Source organism: Bacillus sp. S/N-304-OC-R1, from assembly GCF_019749375.1.
Classification (GTDB): domain Bacteria; phylum Bacillota; class Bacilli; order Bacillales; family Cytobacillaceae; genus Cytobacillus.
Window position 1 is genome coordinate 393,982 of the sequence record NZ_JACWFE010000004.1, and the last position, 15,058, is coordinate 409,039.

At 37.4% G+C, this 15,058-nt stretch carries 15 protein-coding genes, 1 riboswitch and 1 other annotated feature; of the genes, 12 read left to right on the plus strand and 3 right to left on the minus strand.

Annotated elements, in window-relative coordinates; all coding sequences use genetic code 11:
• Positions 1-137: 137 nt before the first annotated feature.
• The 5 genes from H0173_RS07090 (at position 138) to queE (ending at position 3,838) form a co-directional block, all read left to right on the plus strand.
• Complete coding sequence (locus H0173_RS07090) at positions 138-641, plus strand: Lrp/AsnC family transcriptional regulator (protein WP_221845627.1); 504 nt, start codon at positions 138-140, stop codon at positions 639-641.
• Positions 641-1,825, plus strand: coding sequence for an aminotransferase (locus tag H0173_RS07095; RefSeq protein WP_221845628.1), 1,185 nt, complete (start codon positions 641-643; stop codon positions 1,823-1,825). The genes H0173_RS07090 and H0173_RS07095 overlap by 1 nt, the downstream gene beginning before the upstream one ends.
• Before the next feature lie 68 nt (positions 1,826-1,893).
• Positions 1,894-1,936, plus strand: a riboswitch (PreQ1 riboswitch).
• Between the two features lie 56 nt (positions 1,937-1,992).
• Complete coding sequence (gene queC / locus H0173_RS07100) at positions 1,993-2,652, plus strand: 7-cyano-7-deazaguanine synthase QueC (RefSeq protein ID WP_221845629.1); 660 nt, start codon at positions 1,993-1,995, stop codon at positions 2,650-2,652.
• Positions 2,653-2,655: 3 nt separating this feature from the next.
• Positions 2,656-3,129: a 6-carboxytetrahydropterin synthase QueD gene (gene queD, locus H0173_RS07105; protein WP_221845630.1), complete on the plus strand. Its 474-nt coding sequence runs from the start codon at positions 2,656-2,658 to the stop codon at positions 3,127-3,129.
• A complete protein-coding gene (gene queE, locus H0173_RS07110; RefSeq protein WP_221845631.1) occupies positions 3,122-3,838 on the plus strand; it encodes a 7-carboxy-7-deazaguanine synthase QueE in 717 nt (238 codons plus the stop codon). Before queD ends, queE begins: the two co-directional genes overlap by 8 nt.
• Positions 3,839-3,973: 135 nt before the next feature.
• Here the strand turns inward: queE and H0173_RS07115 are convergent, their stop codons facing one another.
• Positions 3,974-4,684, minus strand: a complete 711-nt coding sequence (locus H0173_RS07115) for an alanyl-tRNA editing protein (RefSeq protein ID WP_221845632.1) — start codon at positions 4,682-4,684, stop codon at positions 3,974-3,976.
• 151 nt (positions 4,685-4,835) lie between these two features.
• Here H0173_RS07115 and H0173_RS07120 point away from each other — a divergent pair, with 151 nt between their 5' ends.
• The 7 genes from H0173_RS07120 (at position 4,836) to H0173_RS07150 (ending at position 12,400) form a co-directional block, all read left to right on the plus strand.
• Positions 4,836-5,297, plus strand: a complete 462-nt coding sequence (locus H0173_RS07120; RefSeq protein WP_221845633.1) for a RidA family protein — start codon at positions 4,836-4,838, stop codon at positions 5,295-5,297.
• A gap of 12 nt (positions 5,298-5,309) precedes the next feature.
• Positions 5,310-6,305, plus strand: a complete 996-nt coding sequence (gene ilvA, locus H0173_RS07125) for a threonine ammonia-lyase (RefSeq protein WP_221845634.1) — start codon at positions 5,310-5,312, stop codon at positions 6,303-6,305.
• The gene (locus tag H0173_RS07130) at positions 6,302-7,519 is read left to right on the plus strand and encodes a metal-dependent hydrolase family protein (RefSeq protein ID WP_221845635.1); all 1,218 of its coding nucleotides are present in this window, start codon (positions 6,302-6,304) and stop codon (positions 7,517-7,519) included. The genes ilvA and H0173_RS07130 overlap by 4 nt, the downstream gene beginning before the upstream one ends.
• Positions 7,520-7,614: 95 nt before the next feature.
• Positions 7,615-8,901, plus strand: a complete 1,287-nt coding sequence (locus H0173_RS07135) for a cysteine desulfurase-like protein (RefSeq protein WP_221845636.1) — start codon at positions 7,615-7,617, stop codon at positions 8,899-8,901.
• Between the two features lie 36 nt (positions 8,902-8,937).
• Positions 8,938-9,582: a helix-turn-helix transcriptional regulator gene (locus H0173_RS07140; protein WP_221845637.1), complete on the plus strand. Its 645-nt coding sequence runs from the start codon at positions 8,938-8,940 to the stop codon at positions 9,580-9,582.
• A gap of 21 nt (positions 9,583-9,603) precedes the next feature.
• Positions 9,604-11,151, plus strand: a complete 1,548-nt coding sequence (locus H0173_RS07145) for an AbgT family transporter (RefSeq protein WP_221845638.1) — start codon at positions 9,604-9,606, stop codon at positions 11,149-11,151.
• A gap of 31 nt (positions 11,152-11,182) precedes the next feature.
• Entirely contained in the window at positions 11,183-12,400 is a 1,218-nt protein-coding gene (locus H0173_RS07150) for a M20 family metallopeptidase (RefSeq protein ID WP_313770615.1), read from the plus strand.
• 86 nt (positions 12,401-12,486) lie between these two features.
• On the opposite strand, the gene H0173_RS07155 is transcribed toward H0173_RS07150, so the two are convergent.
• Together H0173_RS07155 and nhaC are read right to left on the minus strand one after the other, a co-directional pair.
• Positions 12,487-13,353, minus strand: coding sequence for an MBL fold metallo-hydrolase (locus H0173_RS07155; protein WP_221845640.1), 867 nt, complete (start codon positions 13,351-13,353; stop codon positions 12,487-12,489).
• Complete coding sequence (gene nhaC / locus H0173_RS07160) at positions 13,350-14,765, minus strand: Na+/H+ antiporter NhaC (RefSeq protein ID WP_221845641.1); 1,416 nt, start codon at positions 14,763-14,765, stop codon at positions 13,350-13,352. The genes H0173_RS07155 and nhaC overlap by 4 nt, the downstream gene beginning before the upstream one ends.
• Positions 14,766-14,815: 50 nt before the next feature.
• Positions 14,816-15,006: a binding site (T-box leader), on the minus strand.
• Positions 15,007-15,058 lie beyond the last annotated feature (52 nt).

The following is a 15,058-nucleotide window of genomic DNA, read 5'->3' on the forward strand; positions in this document are numbered from 1 at the left end:
TATTGGGCACACTATCTATTTAAGTAAATATATATAAATTTCCTGTGTATATAGTAATATTCTTAATCGAAAGACTTTTTAAATACTTTTTGATTTGTTATAATATGAATATTTTTTAGAACATTGGAGGCACATCAATGAAATTAACTGAAAAGGATTTAGAAATCGTCGAGATTTTAGAAAAGGATGCTCGAGTTAAAACAGAGGATCTAGCAAAAATGATTGATCTAAGCTTAGCTGAAACAGAAGAGGCGATCAAGAAACTAGAGGATGAAAAGGTCATATTAAAATATACCTCTGTGATAGACTGGGCAAAGGTTGAAGGGCACGCAGGCTTAACAGCCATGATTGATGTCAAAGTTACACCAAAACGGGGGGTAGGCTTTGATGATATAGCCGAAAGAATTTATCGCTACAATGAAGTAAAGTCAGTATATCTAATGTCTGGTGCTTATGATTTATCGGTTGAAATTGAAGGTAAATCGATGAATGAGGTAGCCCGGTTTGTTTCACAAAAGCTTTCAACCCTTGATTCCGTTATCTCTACAACGACTCATTTTATTTTGAAGAAGTACAAGCATGATGGGACGATTTTTGAATCCGGTAATGATGAAGACAAAAGAATTGTGGTGTCTCCATAATGAAAACATTGAACAAAACTTACTTATCTAAAAAAGCTCAAGAACTAAAGCCTTCAGGAATCCGCAAGTTCTTTGACTTAGCTGCCGGTATGGAAGGGGTTATTTCCTTAGGAGTTGGTGAACCTGATTTTGTCACTCCTTGGTCGGTAAGAGAGTCAGCTATTCTTTCATTAGAACAAGGTTATACATCCTATTCTGCAAATGCTGGCTTTATGGAGCTGAGAGAAGAAATTGCCTCTTATATGAAAAGGCAATTTAAAGTTTCTTATTCCCCTCAATCAGAAATAATTGTCACTGTTGGAGCGAGTCAGGCTATTGATATTGCGATGAGAGCAATACTTGATCCAGGGGATGAAGTAATTATTGTCGAACCTTGTTTCGTTTCCTATTCACCAATGGTGGAAATGGCAGGCGGTATTCCTGTACCGGTTCAGACGTTAAAGGAAAATGACTTTAAAATATTACCATCACAGCTAGAGGAGGCTATGACGAAAAATACAAAAGCAATTATGCTTTGTTCTCCAAATAATCCAACAGGCTCGATGCTAAATAGAAAAGAGCTGGAGGAAATCGCAACAATCGCTGAAAAATACGATATTCTTGTCATTGCTGATGAAATCTATGCTGAGCTAGTCTATGATGAGGAATATACAAGTTTAGCATTTATAAAAGGGATGCAGGAGAGAACGATTTTGATTTCCGGCTTTTCAAAAGGGTTTGCCATGACTGGTTGGCGATTAGGCTTTGTTTGTGCACCTGAAGAAATCACACAAGCCTTGTTAAAAATCCATCAATATGCAATTATGTGTGCTCCAACGATGGCGCAATTTGCAGCCATCGAGGCATTGCGAAATGGCAGACCAGATGTAGAGGATATGGTCAAAAGCTACCGGAGAAGAAGAAATTATATTGTGCAGTCCTTTAATGAAATTGGCTTGACTTGCCATATTCCAGGCGGCGCTTTTTATGCCTTTCCATCTATAGAATCAACAGGACTAAGCTCAGAGGAATTTGCTGAAAGACTGTTGCTAGAAGAGGGAGTAGCTGTTGTTCCTGGTAATGTTTTTGGGCCAAGCGGCGAAGGACATATTCGTTGTTCCTATGCAACATCATTGGAACAGCTTCAAGAAGCAATAAAACGGATGAAACGTTTTATTGAAAAATTAGAATCGAGTAACAAATAATTACAAAACGAAATTTTTTAAGAAGTTATGGTATAATGAAATACAATTAAATTAAAAAATCCGCTAACGCGGTAGAGGTTCTAGCTACCCTCTCAAAAAAACTAAGGAAAAACAGTTCTGCTTTCTTAGTGGAACTGTTTTTTCCTTTTTATAAAGGAGTATGCAAGATGAAAAATGAAAAAGCGGTTGTCGTGTTTAGCGGCGGTCAGGATAGTACAACATGTTTATTCTGGGCATTGGAACGTTTTAAAGAAGTAGTGGCGGTCACATTTGACTATAATCAGCGTCATGCTATAGAAATTCAATGTGCCCAATCCATAGCGGAGGAACTTGGTGTCAAACACTATGTACTAGATATGAGTTTATTAAATCAGCTTGCCCCAAATGCATTAACACGACAGGAGATCCAGGTAATGGATGGTGAAAATGGAGAGCTACCTTCAACCTTTGTTCCTGGTCGAAACCTATTATTCATTTCTTTTGCAGGTGTTTTAGCGAGTCAGGTCGGAGCTAAGCATATCATTACAGGTGTTTGTGAAACTGACTTTAGTGGTTACCCTGATTGCCGTGATATTTTTATTAAGTCATTAAATGTTACATTAAATCTTTCAATGGATGAACGATTTGTTATTCATACACCGTTAATGTGGCTAAATAAAGCTGAAACATGGAAGCTTGCAGACGAACTTGGAGCATTTGATTTTGTCCGTGAAAAAACATTCACATGCTATAATGGAGTCGTTGCTGATGGGTGTGGAGAATGTCCGGCATGTCAGCTTAGAAAGAACGGTTTAGAAGAATACTTATCTATTAGAAAGGGGTTTTAATCGATGTACGGATTTCGAATTGTAGATAAACTCCAAAAAATAGATATTGATATATTAAGAGAGCAATTAAAATACCATCAAAAGCGTGTTCTTGTCAGCAAAGAATTCACTTTCGATTCTGCTCATCATTTACATGATTATGAGGGAAAGTGTAAAAATCTACATGGCCACACGTATAAAGTGATTTTTGGCATAAGCGGATTTGTCGATCACCGTGGTCTATTAATCGATTTTGGAGATATTAAGGATATTTGGAAAAAAGAAATTGAAATCTTTTTAGATCATCGCTACTTGAATGAAACTCTGCCTCCGATGAATACGACGGCAGAAAATATGGTCGTTTGGATATATGAAAAAATGCAGGAGAGCCTAGAAAAACGTGAGTACAGCGGTAATCCAAGAGTAGAATTTGTTCGTTTATATGAAACTCCTACTAGCTATGCGGAAGCAAGAAGGGAGTGGATGGAATTTGAGTAAGATTCCAGTTATCGAAATTTTTGGTCCTACCATTCAAGGAGAAGGGATGGTAATTGGCCAGAAAACAATGTTTGTCAGAACAGCTGGCTGTGATTATTCCTGTTCTTGGTGTGATTCTGCTTTTACATGGGATGGGTCTGGAAAAGATTTAATTAAACAGATGACAGCAGAAGAGATATGGACAGAGCTAAAACAATTAGGGGAGGACAGATTTTCGTTTGTTACCATTTCTGGAGGAAATCCGGCGCTACTGAAAAACCTAAATGGATTAATTGATTTGTTAAAGAAAAATTCTATAAAAATTAGTCTTGAAACGCAAGGAAGTAAATGGCAGGATTGGTTCTATCAAATCGATGAACTGACCATTTCACCAAAACCGCCAAGCTCGAAAATGACTACTAATTTATATATTCTCGATGACATCATTGACAAGCTGAAATCACAGCAAATCAGCTTAAAAGTGGTCATTTTTAATGATGAAGATTACATTTATGCCAAGAATTTGCATCAGAGGTATCCTCAAGTTCCTTTTTATCTGCAAGTAGGGAATGATGATATCACTTCGCCTGATCAAGGCAGGCTAGTAAATCGCTTGATCGACAAGTATTCATGGCTTATTGATAAAGTAGTAGCTGACTTTAATCTAAATGATGTCAAGGTGCTTCCACAGCTGCATACTTATATTTGGGGAAATAAACGCGGTGTGTAGATAAATTTAATTAACGATAAAAATGTTATGTAAACTAATAGTTCTTTACGATGGCTCCCATCAATTAAATGGAAGGGAGCCATTTATATTATGCTAGAAGTTTGATTTGGCGATTGATAATGTAGAAAAAATAAGCTATTCAATTTTTAATTCTAATCTAGTTATACCTTTTCCTTTATTCTTTACTTTTTCCAAAACTATTCTACCAATTTCTCGTGTTTCTTTAATATGGGTTCCTCCACATGCCTGCAAATCAAGGATACCAATCTTCACCAATCTAATTTCATTTACTGATTCAGGAATGAGATTAACAACTGTTTTAATCGTGCCGGATAAAGTTTCCGCCTCTTTTCTAGAAACAAAGGAAATTGAAACAGGATGATTAGCCGCGATCTCCCTGTTTGCTTCTGCAATTAAATTATTTATCTCTTCAATTTCTAAATCAGAAATTCCTGTTAAGTCAATTCTCGCTTTATCCTGATAGATTTGATTCCCAGTGCATAAAGAGCCAAAGTGCTTATAGAATACCGCCCCTATCACATGAAGCATTGAATGATGCCGCATTAATCCTAATCGTCTATCCCAATTTATCTCTGCTTTAATTGGTCCTAATGTCAGATTCTCATGATTTTTAATATAATGAACAACTTGACCTTGCTCTTTCTTCACTTTATAAACCTCAAAGGAGTGAATACCCTGATGAAGCCAGCCGTTATCATGCTCCTGCCCGCCTCCTGTTGGATAAAATACCGTTTGATTTAGTATGACCTTTTCGTTATCAATATGAATCACATCAGCTTTACAATTAGTAGCATAGCTGTCATGCAAAAATAACTCTGATAGCATCTATTAAATCACCATCCATTATATTATTGATTTTTTACATTATACCAATCAATCTTATTAAATACAAAAAATTTTAAAAATTACAAAAACTTATTGAAATGTCTGAAAATTATGACATAATAAAACTAATTCATAGAAAGGAGTTGAATAAATGGTAATTGAAGAAAAAATTAAGGAATTAGGTTTATACTGGCCAAAACAATCTCCAAAGCCAATGGCAAATTATGTTTCTTTGAGGAGAAGCGGAGTCCTGCTATTTTTATCCGGTGCTGGTCCATTTATTGATGGTGAGGCTCGCTATGTTGGAAAAGTAGGGGAGGAACTTTCTGTTCAGGAGGCTTATGAAGCAGCAAGGATTTCAGCAGTAAATTTATTATCCACTATCCATGCAGAGGTAGGAAGTCTGGAAAAAATTAGAGTGTTGAAACTTCTTGGTTTTGTAAATAGTGCAAATGATTTTTTTCAACAGCCTGAAGTGATTAACGGCGCCTCAGATCTTATTGTAGAAATACTGGGGGATAATGGGAAACACGCCCGTACCGCAATTGGCACGAATGTTCTTCCTTTTAATATTCCTGTTGAAATTGAGCTCATAGCCGAATTATTAGAATAGGAGAGTGAAAATATGTATGTCACATTAAAACAGATTAAACAAGCAAGAGCTACACTTGCCGGTATTATTATACCAACTAATCTTCAAAGTTCACATACTTTTTCAAATTTGGCTGGAAATGAAATCTTCTTAAAAACTGAGAACCTTCAAAAAACTGGATCATTCAAAATTAGGGGGGCTTATAATAAAGTTGCTAATTTATCGGTAGAGGAGCAACGAAGAGGGATAGTCGCTTTTTCAGCAGGAAATCACGGAGCTGGAACCGCCTATGCAGCTCAAAGGTTAGGCATTCAGGCAACTGTTGTTATGCCTAATAACCCTGTAATGAGTAAAAAAAATGCCATTATTCAGTATGGAGCAAAGGCTATTGAACATGGAAATACATCGATAGAGATGTATGAAAAAGCATTACAATTGCATCGAGATGAAGGATTTTCTATGATTCATCCATTTGATGATCATCATATTATCGCTGGGCAAGGAACGATTGGACTTGAAATTCTAGAAGAACTGGGAGAAACAGATGCAGTTATTATTCCGGTTAGCGGGGGTGGCCTTATTTCAGGCGTTGCAGCAGCATTAAAAGAAATAAAGCCATCCATTAAGGTGATAGGAGTCAATACAGAGGGAGCCACAGCAATGTATACATCTCTTCAGTATGGAAAGCCTGTTGAGATAGAAAAGGTTAATACAATTGCTGATGGGCTAATGGCTAAAAAGCCTGGTGACCTTACTTTTGCTCATACTCAACGCTATGTTGATGAATTGGTTTTAGTAAAAGAAACAGAAATTGCAGAATGTGTTTCTCTTTTAGCTGAAAGAGCAAAGCTTGTCGTAGAACCATCAGGGGCTGCTGCATTGGCAGCGATAGTTAATGGACATACCACACTAAAGAATAAAAAAGTGGTAGTCATGGTTAGTGGCGGAAATATAAGCTTTGAACTCTTTCAATCTATTATTCAGAACTATCATGAAAAAAACTATAAAAGGAGTGAGTTAATGAAATGATCTATAAATTTATGAATATCCGAATTTTGACTTGTAACGATGAAGAGGTAATTGAACGAGGAGAAATACTCTTTAATGAAAAGTCAATAGTCGGATTTGGACATAAAGTAGATGAAGGATATTCAGATGTAGAAGAAATTGACGGTACTGGGCTAACCATTCTCCCTGGATTAATCGATTCCCATGTTCATTTAGGAATGGATGCTTCCCCAGATCCATTTTTAAGCATGAAAGATGAGGGTCCTGCAGATATCGCCTATTTGGCGGTTCAACAAGGATACGAATTTTTGAAAGCGGGAATTACCGCTATTCGTAATCTTGGTACTCGTTACAATGCAGATATTGCATATCGAAATGCAGTATCATCTGGAAAAATCATAGGACCAAAGGTATTCGCTGCCGGTAGTCCAATAGTAATGACGGGTGGACATGGGCATGTTATGGCTATTGAAGCAGATGGTTGCGATGAGGTAAGAAAAGCAGCTAGATCACAGTTAAAAGCTGGGGCTGATTTGCTTAAGGTCATGGCGACTGGGGGAGTATTGACACAAGGAAATGAACCTGGTGCTACTCAATTTTCTGAGGAGGAATTAAGGTGTATTTGTCAAGAAGCTGCAAAAGTTTCGAAAACGACAGCAGCACATACGATTGGAACTGAAGGAATAAAAAATGCGATTAGGGCAGGAGTTACAACTATTGAGCATGCATATTTGCTTGATGAAGAAGCAGTTGAACTTATGCTGAAAATGGGCACATATCTTGTACCTACATTATTAGCCCCAACACTTATCCTGGATAAACCAGGCACTGTTCCTGACTATATGATTTCTAAAGTGAAAAAAATAATCAATGATCATAAAATTAGTTTTCAAATGGCCTATAAGGCTGGAGTTCCGATTGCGGCTGGTACAGATGCCGGTACTCCATTTAATTTTCCTGGTTTGCTGGCAAAAGAACTATCATTAATGATTGAATACGGAATGACTCCTAGAAAAGCTATTTATTCTGCTACATTAGGTGCAGCAAAGGCAGTTCAAATGGATCATAAAATAGGTTCTATTCAAATCGGTAAAGAAGCAGATCTTACTATTGTACGTGGCAATCCTCTAGAGAATATCCATAACTTATGTGAACCTGTTTATGTTTTCTTAAATGGACGAATGGTTCATAATAATACCTCACATTCAAAAACTCATCTTGAAATCAATTCTTAAATGATGTAATTAACCCTATTCAAACAACTCACATAGCAAGGAAACTAACTAACTTATCAATTATTTGAATAAATGAAAAAGGGGCTGAATAAAAGTTGGCAAGTCATTTTCCAATTGAACAAGTAAGAAATAATTTTCCTGCATTATCCAGATTGGAAGGAGAAAAAGCAGTTATTTATTTTGATGGTCCTGGCGGTACACAAATGGCTGACTATGCCATTGAATCGATGTATCGCTATATGAAAAGAGGAATGGCAAATCTACATGGGACGTTTCAGACAAGTATTGAAACAGAATTAGTTATTTCCGAGGCACGGGAGGCAGTTTCAGATTTGTTGGGTTGTGAGGAAAAGGAAGTGGCATTTGGAGCAAATATGACAACACTAGCGTTTTCAATAGCTAGAAGTCTTAATGATTACATCCGCGAAGGGGATGAGATTGTTGTAACGGAGCTGGACCACCATGCCAATATCGATCCTTGGATCAAATTAGCAAATGATAAGGGAGCTACTATAAAATTCATCGAGCTTAGCAAAGAAAGCTTATCACTAAATTTAGAAAACATTGACGAAGTAATAACAAAAAAAACAAAAATTGTTGCAGTTGGACTTTCTTCAAATGTCACAGGAACTGTTACAGATATTAGCAAAATTGTCGAGAGAGCAAAGGAAGTAAACTCACTTGTTATTGTTGATGCAGTCCATGCGGTTCCTCACTTACAAATAGATGTACGTACTCTTGGCTGTGATATTTTGCTTTGTTCAGCTTATAAGTTCTTTGGGCCTCATGTAGGGATTGCATATATTAGGAAGGAATTATTTGAAAAGCTTTCCGTATACAAATTAAATCCTGCTCCTTCTAATATTCCGTATAAATTAGAAACTGGGACACAAAACCATGAAGGAATTTCAGGCGTTAGGGGCGCTATTAAATTTATTGAAGAATTAGGCTTTGGAGAAACTAGAAGGGAGAGACTCCTTTCTGGTATGAAAGCAATAGAGGAATATGAAACTGAGCTATCCATTGACTTAGAAAACTTTTTAAGGAGTATTCCCGATATACGTCTCTATCGTTCATCAAAAGGCATAAAAACACCAACATTTGCTTTTACGATTGACCACCACCATTCTCGAAATGTAACCGAGTGGCTCGCTCAAAATTATAATATGTGCGTAGCAGATGGAGATTTCTATGCGTCTACTATGGCCAAAAAACTAGATGTCAATAAAGTTGGCGGCTGGATCAGAATTGGCCTTGCACCATACAACACAAGGGAAGAAATACAGCATTTTAAAGAAGCGCTCCTTCAATATATGAAGAGGCATAATGAAAACGATAGTAAGACTAAGGAACATATTTTAAATACCAACACAATTAGTTGAATTTTTCGATAAAAGGAGATCAAATTGGAGGGCATAATGTACCAAATCGATCAGAAGAAAGCACAGCATCCTATATTTAAAAACTACCTGCCTATTGCTGAAGGGATCGCCAAAACGGTCGGCAGCCACTGTGAGGTGGTTGTACATGACTTAACGGACATTTCCTCTTCCATTGTGGCCATTTTTAATGGACATGTAACCGACAGGGAGGTAGGTTCACCTATAACTGATTTAGGATTAGCAATATTAAGAAAAGGTGCTGAAGAGGACCTTCTATTAAACTATCCAAACAAGAGTATAAAGGGAAAAAAGATAAAGTCTTCCTCCATTGTTATTAGGGATAACGATGGAAAAATTGTTGGATGTCTTTGTATAAACATTGACCTTACCCTTCTATCCCTAGCTACTAGTGTTATGAATGAATTGGTAAATGTCCAAGAGGAGAAGGAAGACGAACTATTTCCTCAAACAGTAGCAGATTTAGAGGATAGAATGATAGAGCGAGCAATCGAGAAGATTGGTAAACCTATAGGATTAATGAATAAAATTGAAAGAATGGAATTTATTCATTTACTCGATGAAATGGGACTATTTCTTATTAAAGGAACAATTCAAAATATTGCTGAGTTGTTAGATGTATCTAAATTCACCATCTATAACTATATCGAGAAAAAAACTTAAAAATAAAGGAGGATTATAAATATGAGCACACCTGAAATAAATGTAAATAAACCAAAGAAAAAAGGCATGTTTTACCGCTTTTTAGATTGGATCGAGGTAAATGGGAATAAATTACCTGATGTATTAACACTGTTTGTTATTTTTACAGTAATTATTTTAATAACATCTGCGATTGCCGGGCTTTCAGGCTGGAGTGCGATTAACCCAGCAACGAAAGAAAAAATAGATGCAGTTAATTTATTGAATGGAGATGGGATTAAGCGGATTCTCTCAGAAATGGTCAAAAACTTTGTTAATTTCCCTCCCCTTGGAATAGTTCTTGTCGTCATGCTTGGGGTAGGGCTAGCTGAATCAACTGGCCTAATTTCTGCATTTATGAGGAAAGTTGTATTGTCTGCACCAAGCAAATTGATCCTTCCGATTATCGTAATTATCGGAATTGTAGGAAATGCAGCTGCTGATGCTGCTTTAATCGTACTGCCTCCAGTTGCTGCAATGATTTTCCTTGCTCTAAAACGTAATCCTATTGCTGGCCTTGTAGCGGCATATGCGGCTGTTGCTGGCGGATTTAGTGCAAACATTATTATAAATGTTCTTGATGCGATGCTCGCTGGATTCACTGAAACAAGTGCACAAATTTTGGATCCATCCTATAAAGCTAATCCTGCGATGAACTATTATTTTTTATTTGCTTCTACCTTTGTTCTTTTACCCGTAGCGGTGTTCGTTACAACAAAGATTGTAGAACCAAGATTGGGTACTTATCATTCACAGTTGCCTAGTGAAGAAAGTAATTCGAAATTAACAGTTGATGAGAAAAAAGGATTAAAGTGGGCAACAATTTCTTTAAGTATCTATATCCTTATTCTCCTAGCTGTTACATTACCGCCAAATGCACTACTTCGCCATCCAGAAACCGGATCAATTGTTGTTTCTCCTTTTATGGATTCACTAGTTGGCATTATGTTCTTATTTTTCTTCATTCCGGCCCTTGCATATGGTATTGGTGCAAAAACGATCAAATCTGATAAAGATGTTGCTGAGCAATTAAGCAAAGCCATGTCCGGTATGGGATATTATATTGTTTTAGCGTTTATCGCGGCCCAAATGATTACCTATTTTAGCTGGAGCAATCTTGGTGCCATTATAGCTATTAAAGGAGCAGAGGCACTACAATCAATTGGGTTAGTCGGTTTACCGTTGTTAATCGGATTTATAATATTTACTGCCATTGTCAATCTTCTAATTGCAAGCTCCTCTGCAAAATGGGCTTTATTAGGTCCGGTTTTTGTTCCAATGTTTATGCTTCTAGGCTATAGTCCGGCATTCACACAAGTTGCCTATAGAATAGGAGACTCTATTACAAACACGATTACTCCTATGCTTGCCTATTTTGCTATTTTACTATCATTTGCGAAAAAGTTTGATAAAAATATGGGGGTAGGAACACTGATTTCCTCTTTAATTCCATTTACAATCGCATTTGGTATATTTTGGATTATATTATTCTCCGTCTGGTATTTACTTGGACTACCGTTGGGACCAGGTTCTTATATAAAACTAAATTAAGAATAAATAAAATAGAATGGGGTTGAAAAATATGCTTGAAAAATTGTATAAAATATTGGAAGAAAATTACGATGAAATGGTGGAGATTCGACGTTACTTGCATCAGTATCCCGAATTATCATTTGAGGAAGTAGAGACTCCTAAGTATATTGCTGGTTATCACGAAAAACTTGGGCACCAAGTTCGAACAGGTGTCGGGGGCCGTGGCGTCGTTGCGATATTAAAAGGAGAAAAGCCAGGGAAAACAGTTGCCTTACGGGCAGATTTTGACGCATTGCCAATTCAGGAAGAAAATGAAGTTCCATATAAATCAAAAGTAGATGGAGTCATGCATGCTTGTGGGCATGATGGACATACTGCAACATTACTTGTTCTCGCTAAAGCTTTAAATCTATTAAAAAATGAAATTGAAGGAAACATTGTTTTTATCCATCAGCACGCTGAAGAGCTTGCCCCAGGTGGTGCGATAGCCATGATAGATGATGGCTGCCTAGAAGGAGTAGATGTTATTTTTGGGACACATATTTGGGCTACGAGTCCGGTTGGGGAAATTGGGTATCGAACGGGACCTGCTTTAGCGGCTGCTGATCGTTTTCATATTGATATTCAAGGAAAGGGAGGCCATGGTGCTCAGCCCCATCTCACAAAAGATAGCATTGTTATTGCGTCCCAACTTGTTGTGAATTTACAGCAAATTGTTAGCCGGAGAGTAGATCCATTAGATTCCGCAGTTCTTTCAGTCGGTTCATTTGAGGCAAAGAATGCATTTAATGTGATTGCAGATACAGTTCGATTAACTGGTACTGTAAGAACATTTAAGGAAGAAGTTAGATCGAAAATGGAAAGTGAAATCAGAAGGATAACGGAAGGTACGTGTTTGGCGGCAGATGCGAAATTCTCCTATCAGTTTCTAAGAGGATATCCACCGACTGTCAATCATAAAAAAGAAACTGAATTTATAGCAAAGCTTGCACCAAATGTTCCTGGGGTAATAAAAACGCAAGAAATAGCACCTCAAATGGGGGGAGAGGACTTCGCCTATTACCTTGAAAGAGTACCAGGAACCTTTTTTATTACTGGTGCAAGGATTGCTGATCGAACAGAAGCCTATCCTCATCATCATCCGAAATTTGATATTGATGAACAAGGTTTATTAATCGCAGCGAATGTTTTAGGGGCAGCAACTCTAACATATTTTAACAGAGTTGAAGTTTTGGAAGCTGAAATAGAAAAAACTGAGCTAGTCTGAGTTATATATAAACAATTTATTATTTGCCTGCCTTCATCACTAAAAAGAAGGCAGGCATTTTAATAGCTATGAAACATAATAAAATCTTACAGCTGAATTTCCATTCCATCATCGGCAATCTTAAACCCACGATTTTCAATTTCGTTTCTAATTGTTCGGTCCGAATCAATAGCAGGATTCGAATGGTTTAAATGCGTAAAATAGATTTCCTTTTCTCGAGCTAGATCCTGCAATCTATCCATTGTTTCTGTCATTAATGGATGGGGAATTTCTCTGAAATCCCGGCCAATTTTTTCAAGGTCCTTCACAGAATGAAAGGTACCGTCTAGAAGACAGATATCCACTTCTTCAGCTGCTTTATAAATATCAAGTTTCCATTCATGCCAGCGGTCAATGTCTGGAATATAGAGTACCTTTTTATTCGGTCCTTCGATAATAAAGCCAAATGTTTCCGAAAACTCATTTCGATGCGGAACTTCAACCGGTTTTATGAAGACTTGCTCTGAAATAGAAATGAGCTGTCCGTCCGATATTTCATGTGTCTGAATATTACCTAGTTTCGTTAATTGACTCCAAGGTGCTTGATCCTCTAGCAACTGCTTCATTTTTTTACCAGCCATTACAGGAATCCCTGTGGCTCCAATGGCTTCTCGCCCTAAAAAAAGCAAGCCTGGATAATGTCCCAAATGGGCATGTGTAAGGAAAATACTATCCATTAGCTTCCCATGCATTCCATATTGTAATTGTAGCTTCGTCATTTGTTCTCTTAAATCAGGTGAGGCATCAATTAAATGCCATTTTCTTTCATTTGGAAAAACAATCGCTAACGAAGCAGCGAGCCGCCGAAATCTAGGATTTTGGATTGCTTCCATACAGTTTTTGCAAAAGCAGTTAGGATGGGGGAGACCTGCATCTTGTGCTGTTCCTATTACATTTAAGATCACTTCACTCATAGCGTGATTTCTCCTTTTTTATTATTTGAATCATGATTGTAATTTTTCTTAGATATGGTCCAGCCTGTAAAACCGAAAACAATATTAATAAGAGGAACTAAAAATACAAAGAATGAATATGGAATAAATTCACCAGGGCTAACACTTAAAATGCTAGCTGCAAATACAGCGGGGACACCCCACGGAACAAGATTTATACCGACTGTTCCAGCAGCTTCTACACATCTTGAAAGGTTTTTCGTATCAATGCCCATGTCTTTATATTTGTTGACAAATGTTCTTGCGGGCAAAATAATTGCCAGAAATTGTGCTCCGCTTGCAAAGGCAACAACAAATGTAGAAAGAATGGTTGAGCTGATTAAAGTTCCAGCGGAGTTTACCTTTGCCATCATTTTTCTAGTTAATACTTCAAACGATCCAGTCTCTTCTAATATTCCACCTAAAGCAGTAGCAATAATGAGAAGGGCAACGGTTCCAAGCATAGACATCATGCCACCGCGGTTTAAGAGTGAATCAAGTGCCTTGATACCAGAATCAACGGTAAATCCGCTAGTCATGATTTGTATAATAGAAGAAACAGTTGAACCTTGGACAAATATGGCTAGAAGACCGCCTAAAAGACTTACACCCATTAATGCCGGAATCGCAGGTGTGCGTAAAACCATTAAGATAATCGTTAGAATAGGCATAAATAATAATAACGGATGAATAGTAAATATATTATTTAATCCTGTCTTAATCGTATCAATTACATTTGCATCTGCGCCAGCCCCGACAGCACCTGAATTACTAACAATCCAATATAATATAATAGACACGAAAAAGGCAGGAAGAGTGTCCCATAGCATATGTTTAATGTGGCTGAATAGATCGGTTTCTGCCATTGCTGGAGCAATATTAGTCGTATCAGAGACAGGGGATAATTTGTCACCGAAATAAGCTCCAGAAATCACTGCCCCAGCAACAAGACCGGGTGTAAAGCCAAGTCCTTCACCGATTACCATAAAAGCAAGACCGATCGTAGCAATAGAAGTGAAGGAACTTCCTAGAGTTACAGAAACGATCCCTGTAATAAGAGCAACTAGTGGTACGAATAGCTCTGGCTTCAAAATCGAAAGACCATAATAAATGATCGTTGGAATGACCCCGCTAGCTATCCATGAACCAACTATCATGCCAATGATGAGCAGAATAAACACAGCAGGTAATGCCCTGGAAACACCTCTTACCATCATATTTTGTATTTCATCCCAATCCCAGCCGCTTCGCTTTGCAACAAAAGCAGCAAAAATTACGCCAATCATCAAGGGAAAATGCATGCCAGCTTTCCAAATAAAAATTGATAACGCAGCAGAAATAATTAATGCCAATATAGGAATGACGGACATTCCAATCGTAAGTTCTCTTTTCATTCCATTTAATCTCCTTTCATTTCCGAAAAAATAAAAAAGCCCCATCCCAAAAAAGGGACGGAAGCTCCGCGGTACCACCCTAGTTAGCAGATTAAACTGCTCTCTTGTTTTCATAACGGCCGAGACCGGAATAAACAGCTCCCTATTTGTAATTCACTATACAGATTGCCTGATTTTCACCAGCCATCAGGTCTCTACATTCAAGATTGTATAAGTTACTATAATAGTTCAACGCTTTTACGCTTTTATGCTTTTGTGTAATTAAGTGTAGAACAATCATAATATTAATCTTA

Coding starts and splice junctions, on each gene's coding strand:
- H0173_RS07090 (WP_221845627.1), top strand. CDS start 138: ATGAAATTAACTGAAAAGGATTTAGAAATCGTCGAGATTTTAGAAAAG.
- H0173_RS07095 (WP_221845628.1), top strand. CDS start 641: ATGAAAACATTGAACAAAACTTACTTATCTAAAAAAGCTCAAGAACTA.
- queC (WP_221845629.1), top strand. CDS start 1,993: ATGAAAAATGAAAAAGCGGTTGTCGTGTTTAGCGGCGGTCAGGATAGT.
- queD (WP_221845630.1), top strand. CDS start 2,656: ATGTACGGATTTCGAATTGTAGATAAACTCCAAAAAATAGATATTGAT.
- H0173_RS07115 (WP_221845632.1), bottom strand. CDS start 4,684: ATGCTATCAGAGTTATTTTTGCATGACAGCTATGCTACTAATTGTAAA.
- H0173_RS07120 (WP_221845633.1), top strand. CDS start 4,836: ATGGTAATTGAAGAAAAAATTAAGGAATTAGGTTTATACTGGCCAAAA.
- ilvA (WP_221845634.1), top strand. CDS start 5,310: ATGTATGTCACATTAAAACAGATTAAACAAGCAAGAGCTACACTTGCC.
- H0173_RS07130 (WP_221845635.1), top strand. CDS start 6,302: ATGATCTATAAATTTATGAATATCCGAATTTTGACTTGTAACGATGAA.
- H0173_RS07140 (WP_221845637.1), top strand. CDS start 8,938: ATGTACCAAATCGATCAGAAGAAAGCACAGCATCCTATATTTAAAAAC.
- H0173_RS07145 (WP_221845638.1), top strand. CDS start 9,604: ATGAGCACACCTGAAATAAATGTAAATAAACCAAAGAAAAAAGGCATG.
- H0173_RS07150 (WP_313770615.1), top strand. CDS start 11,183: ATGCTTGAAAAATTGTATAAAATATTGGAAGAAAATTACGATGAAATG.
- H0173_RS07155 (WP_221845640.1), bottom strand. CDS start 13,353: ATGAGTGAAGTGATCTTAAATGTAATAGGAACAGCACAAGATGCAGGT.
- nhaC (WP_221845641.1), bottom strand. CDS start 14,765: ATGAAAAGAGAACTTACGATTGGAATGTCCGTCATTCCTATATTGGCA.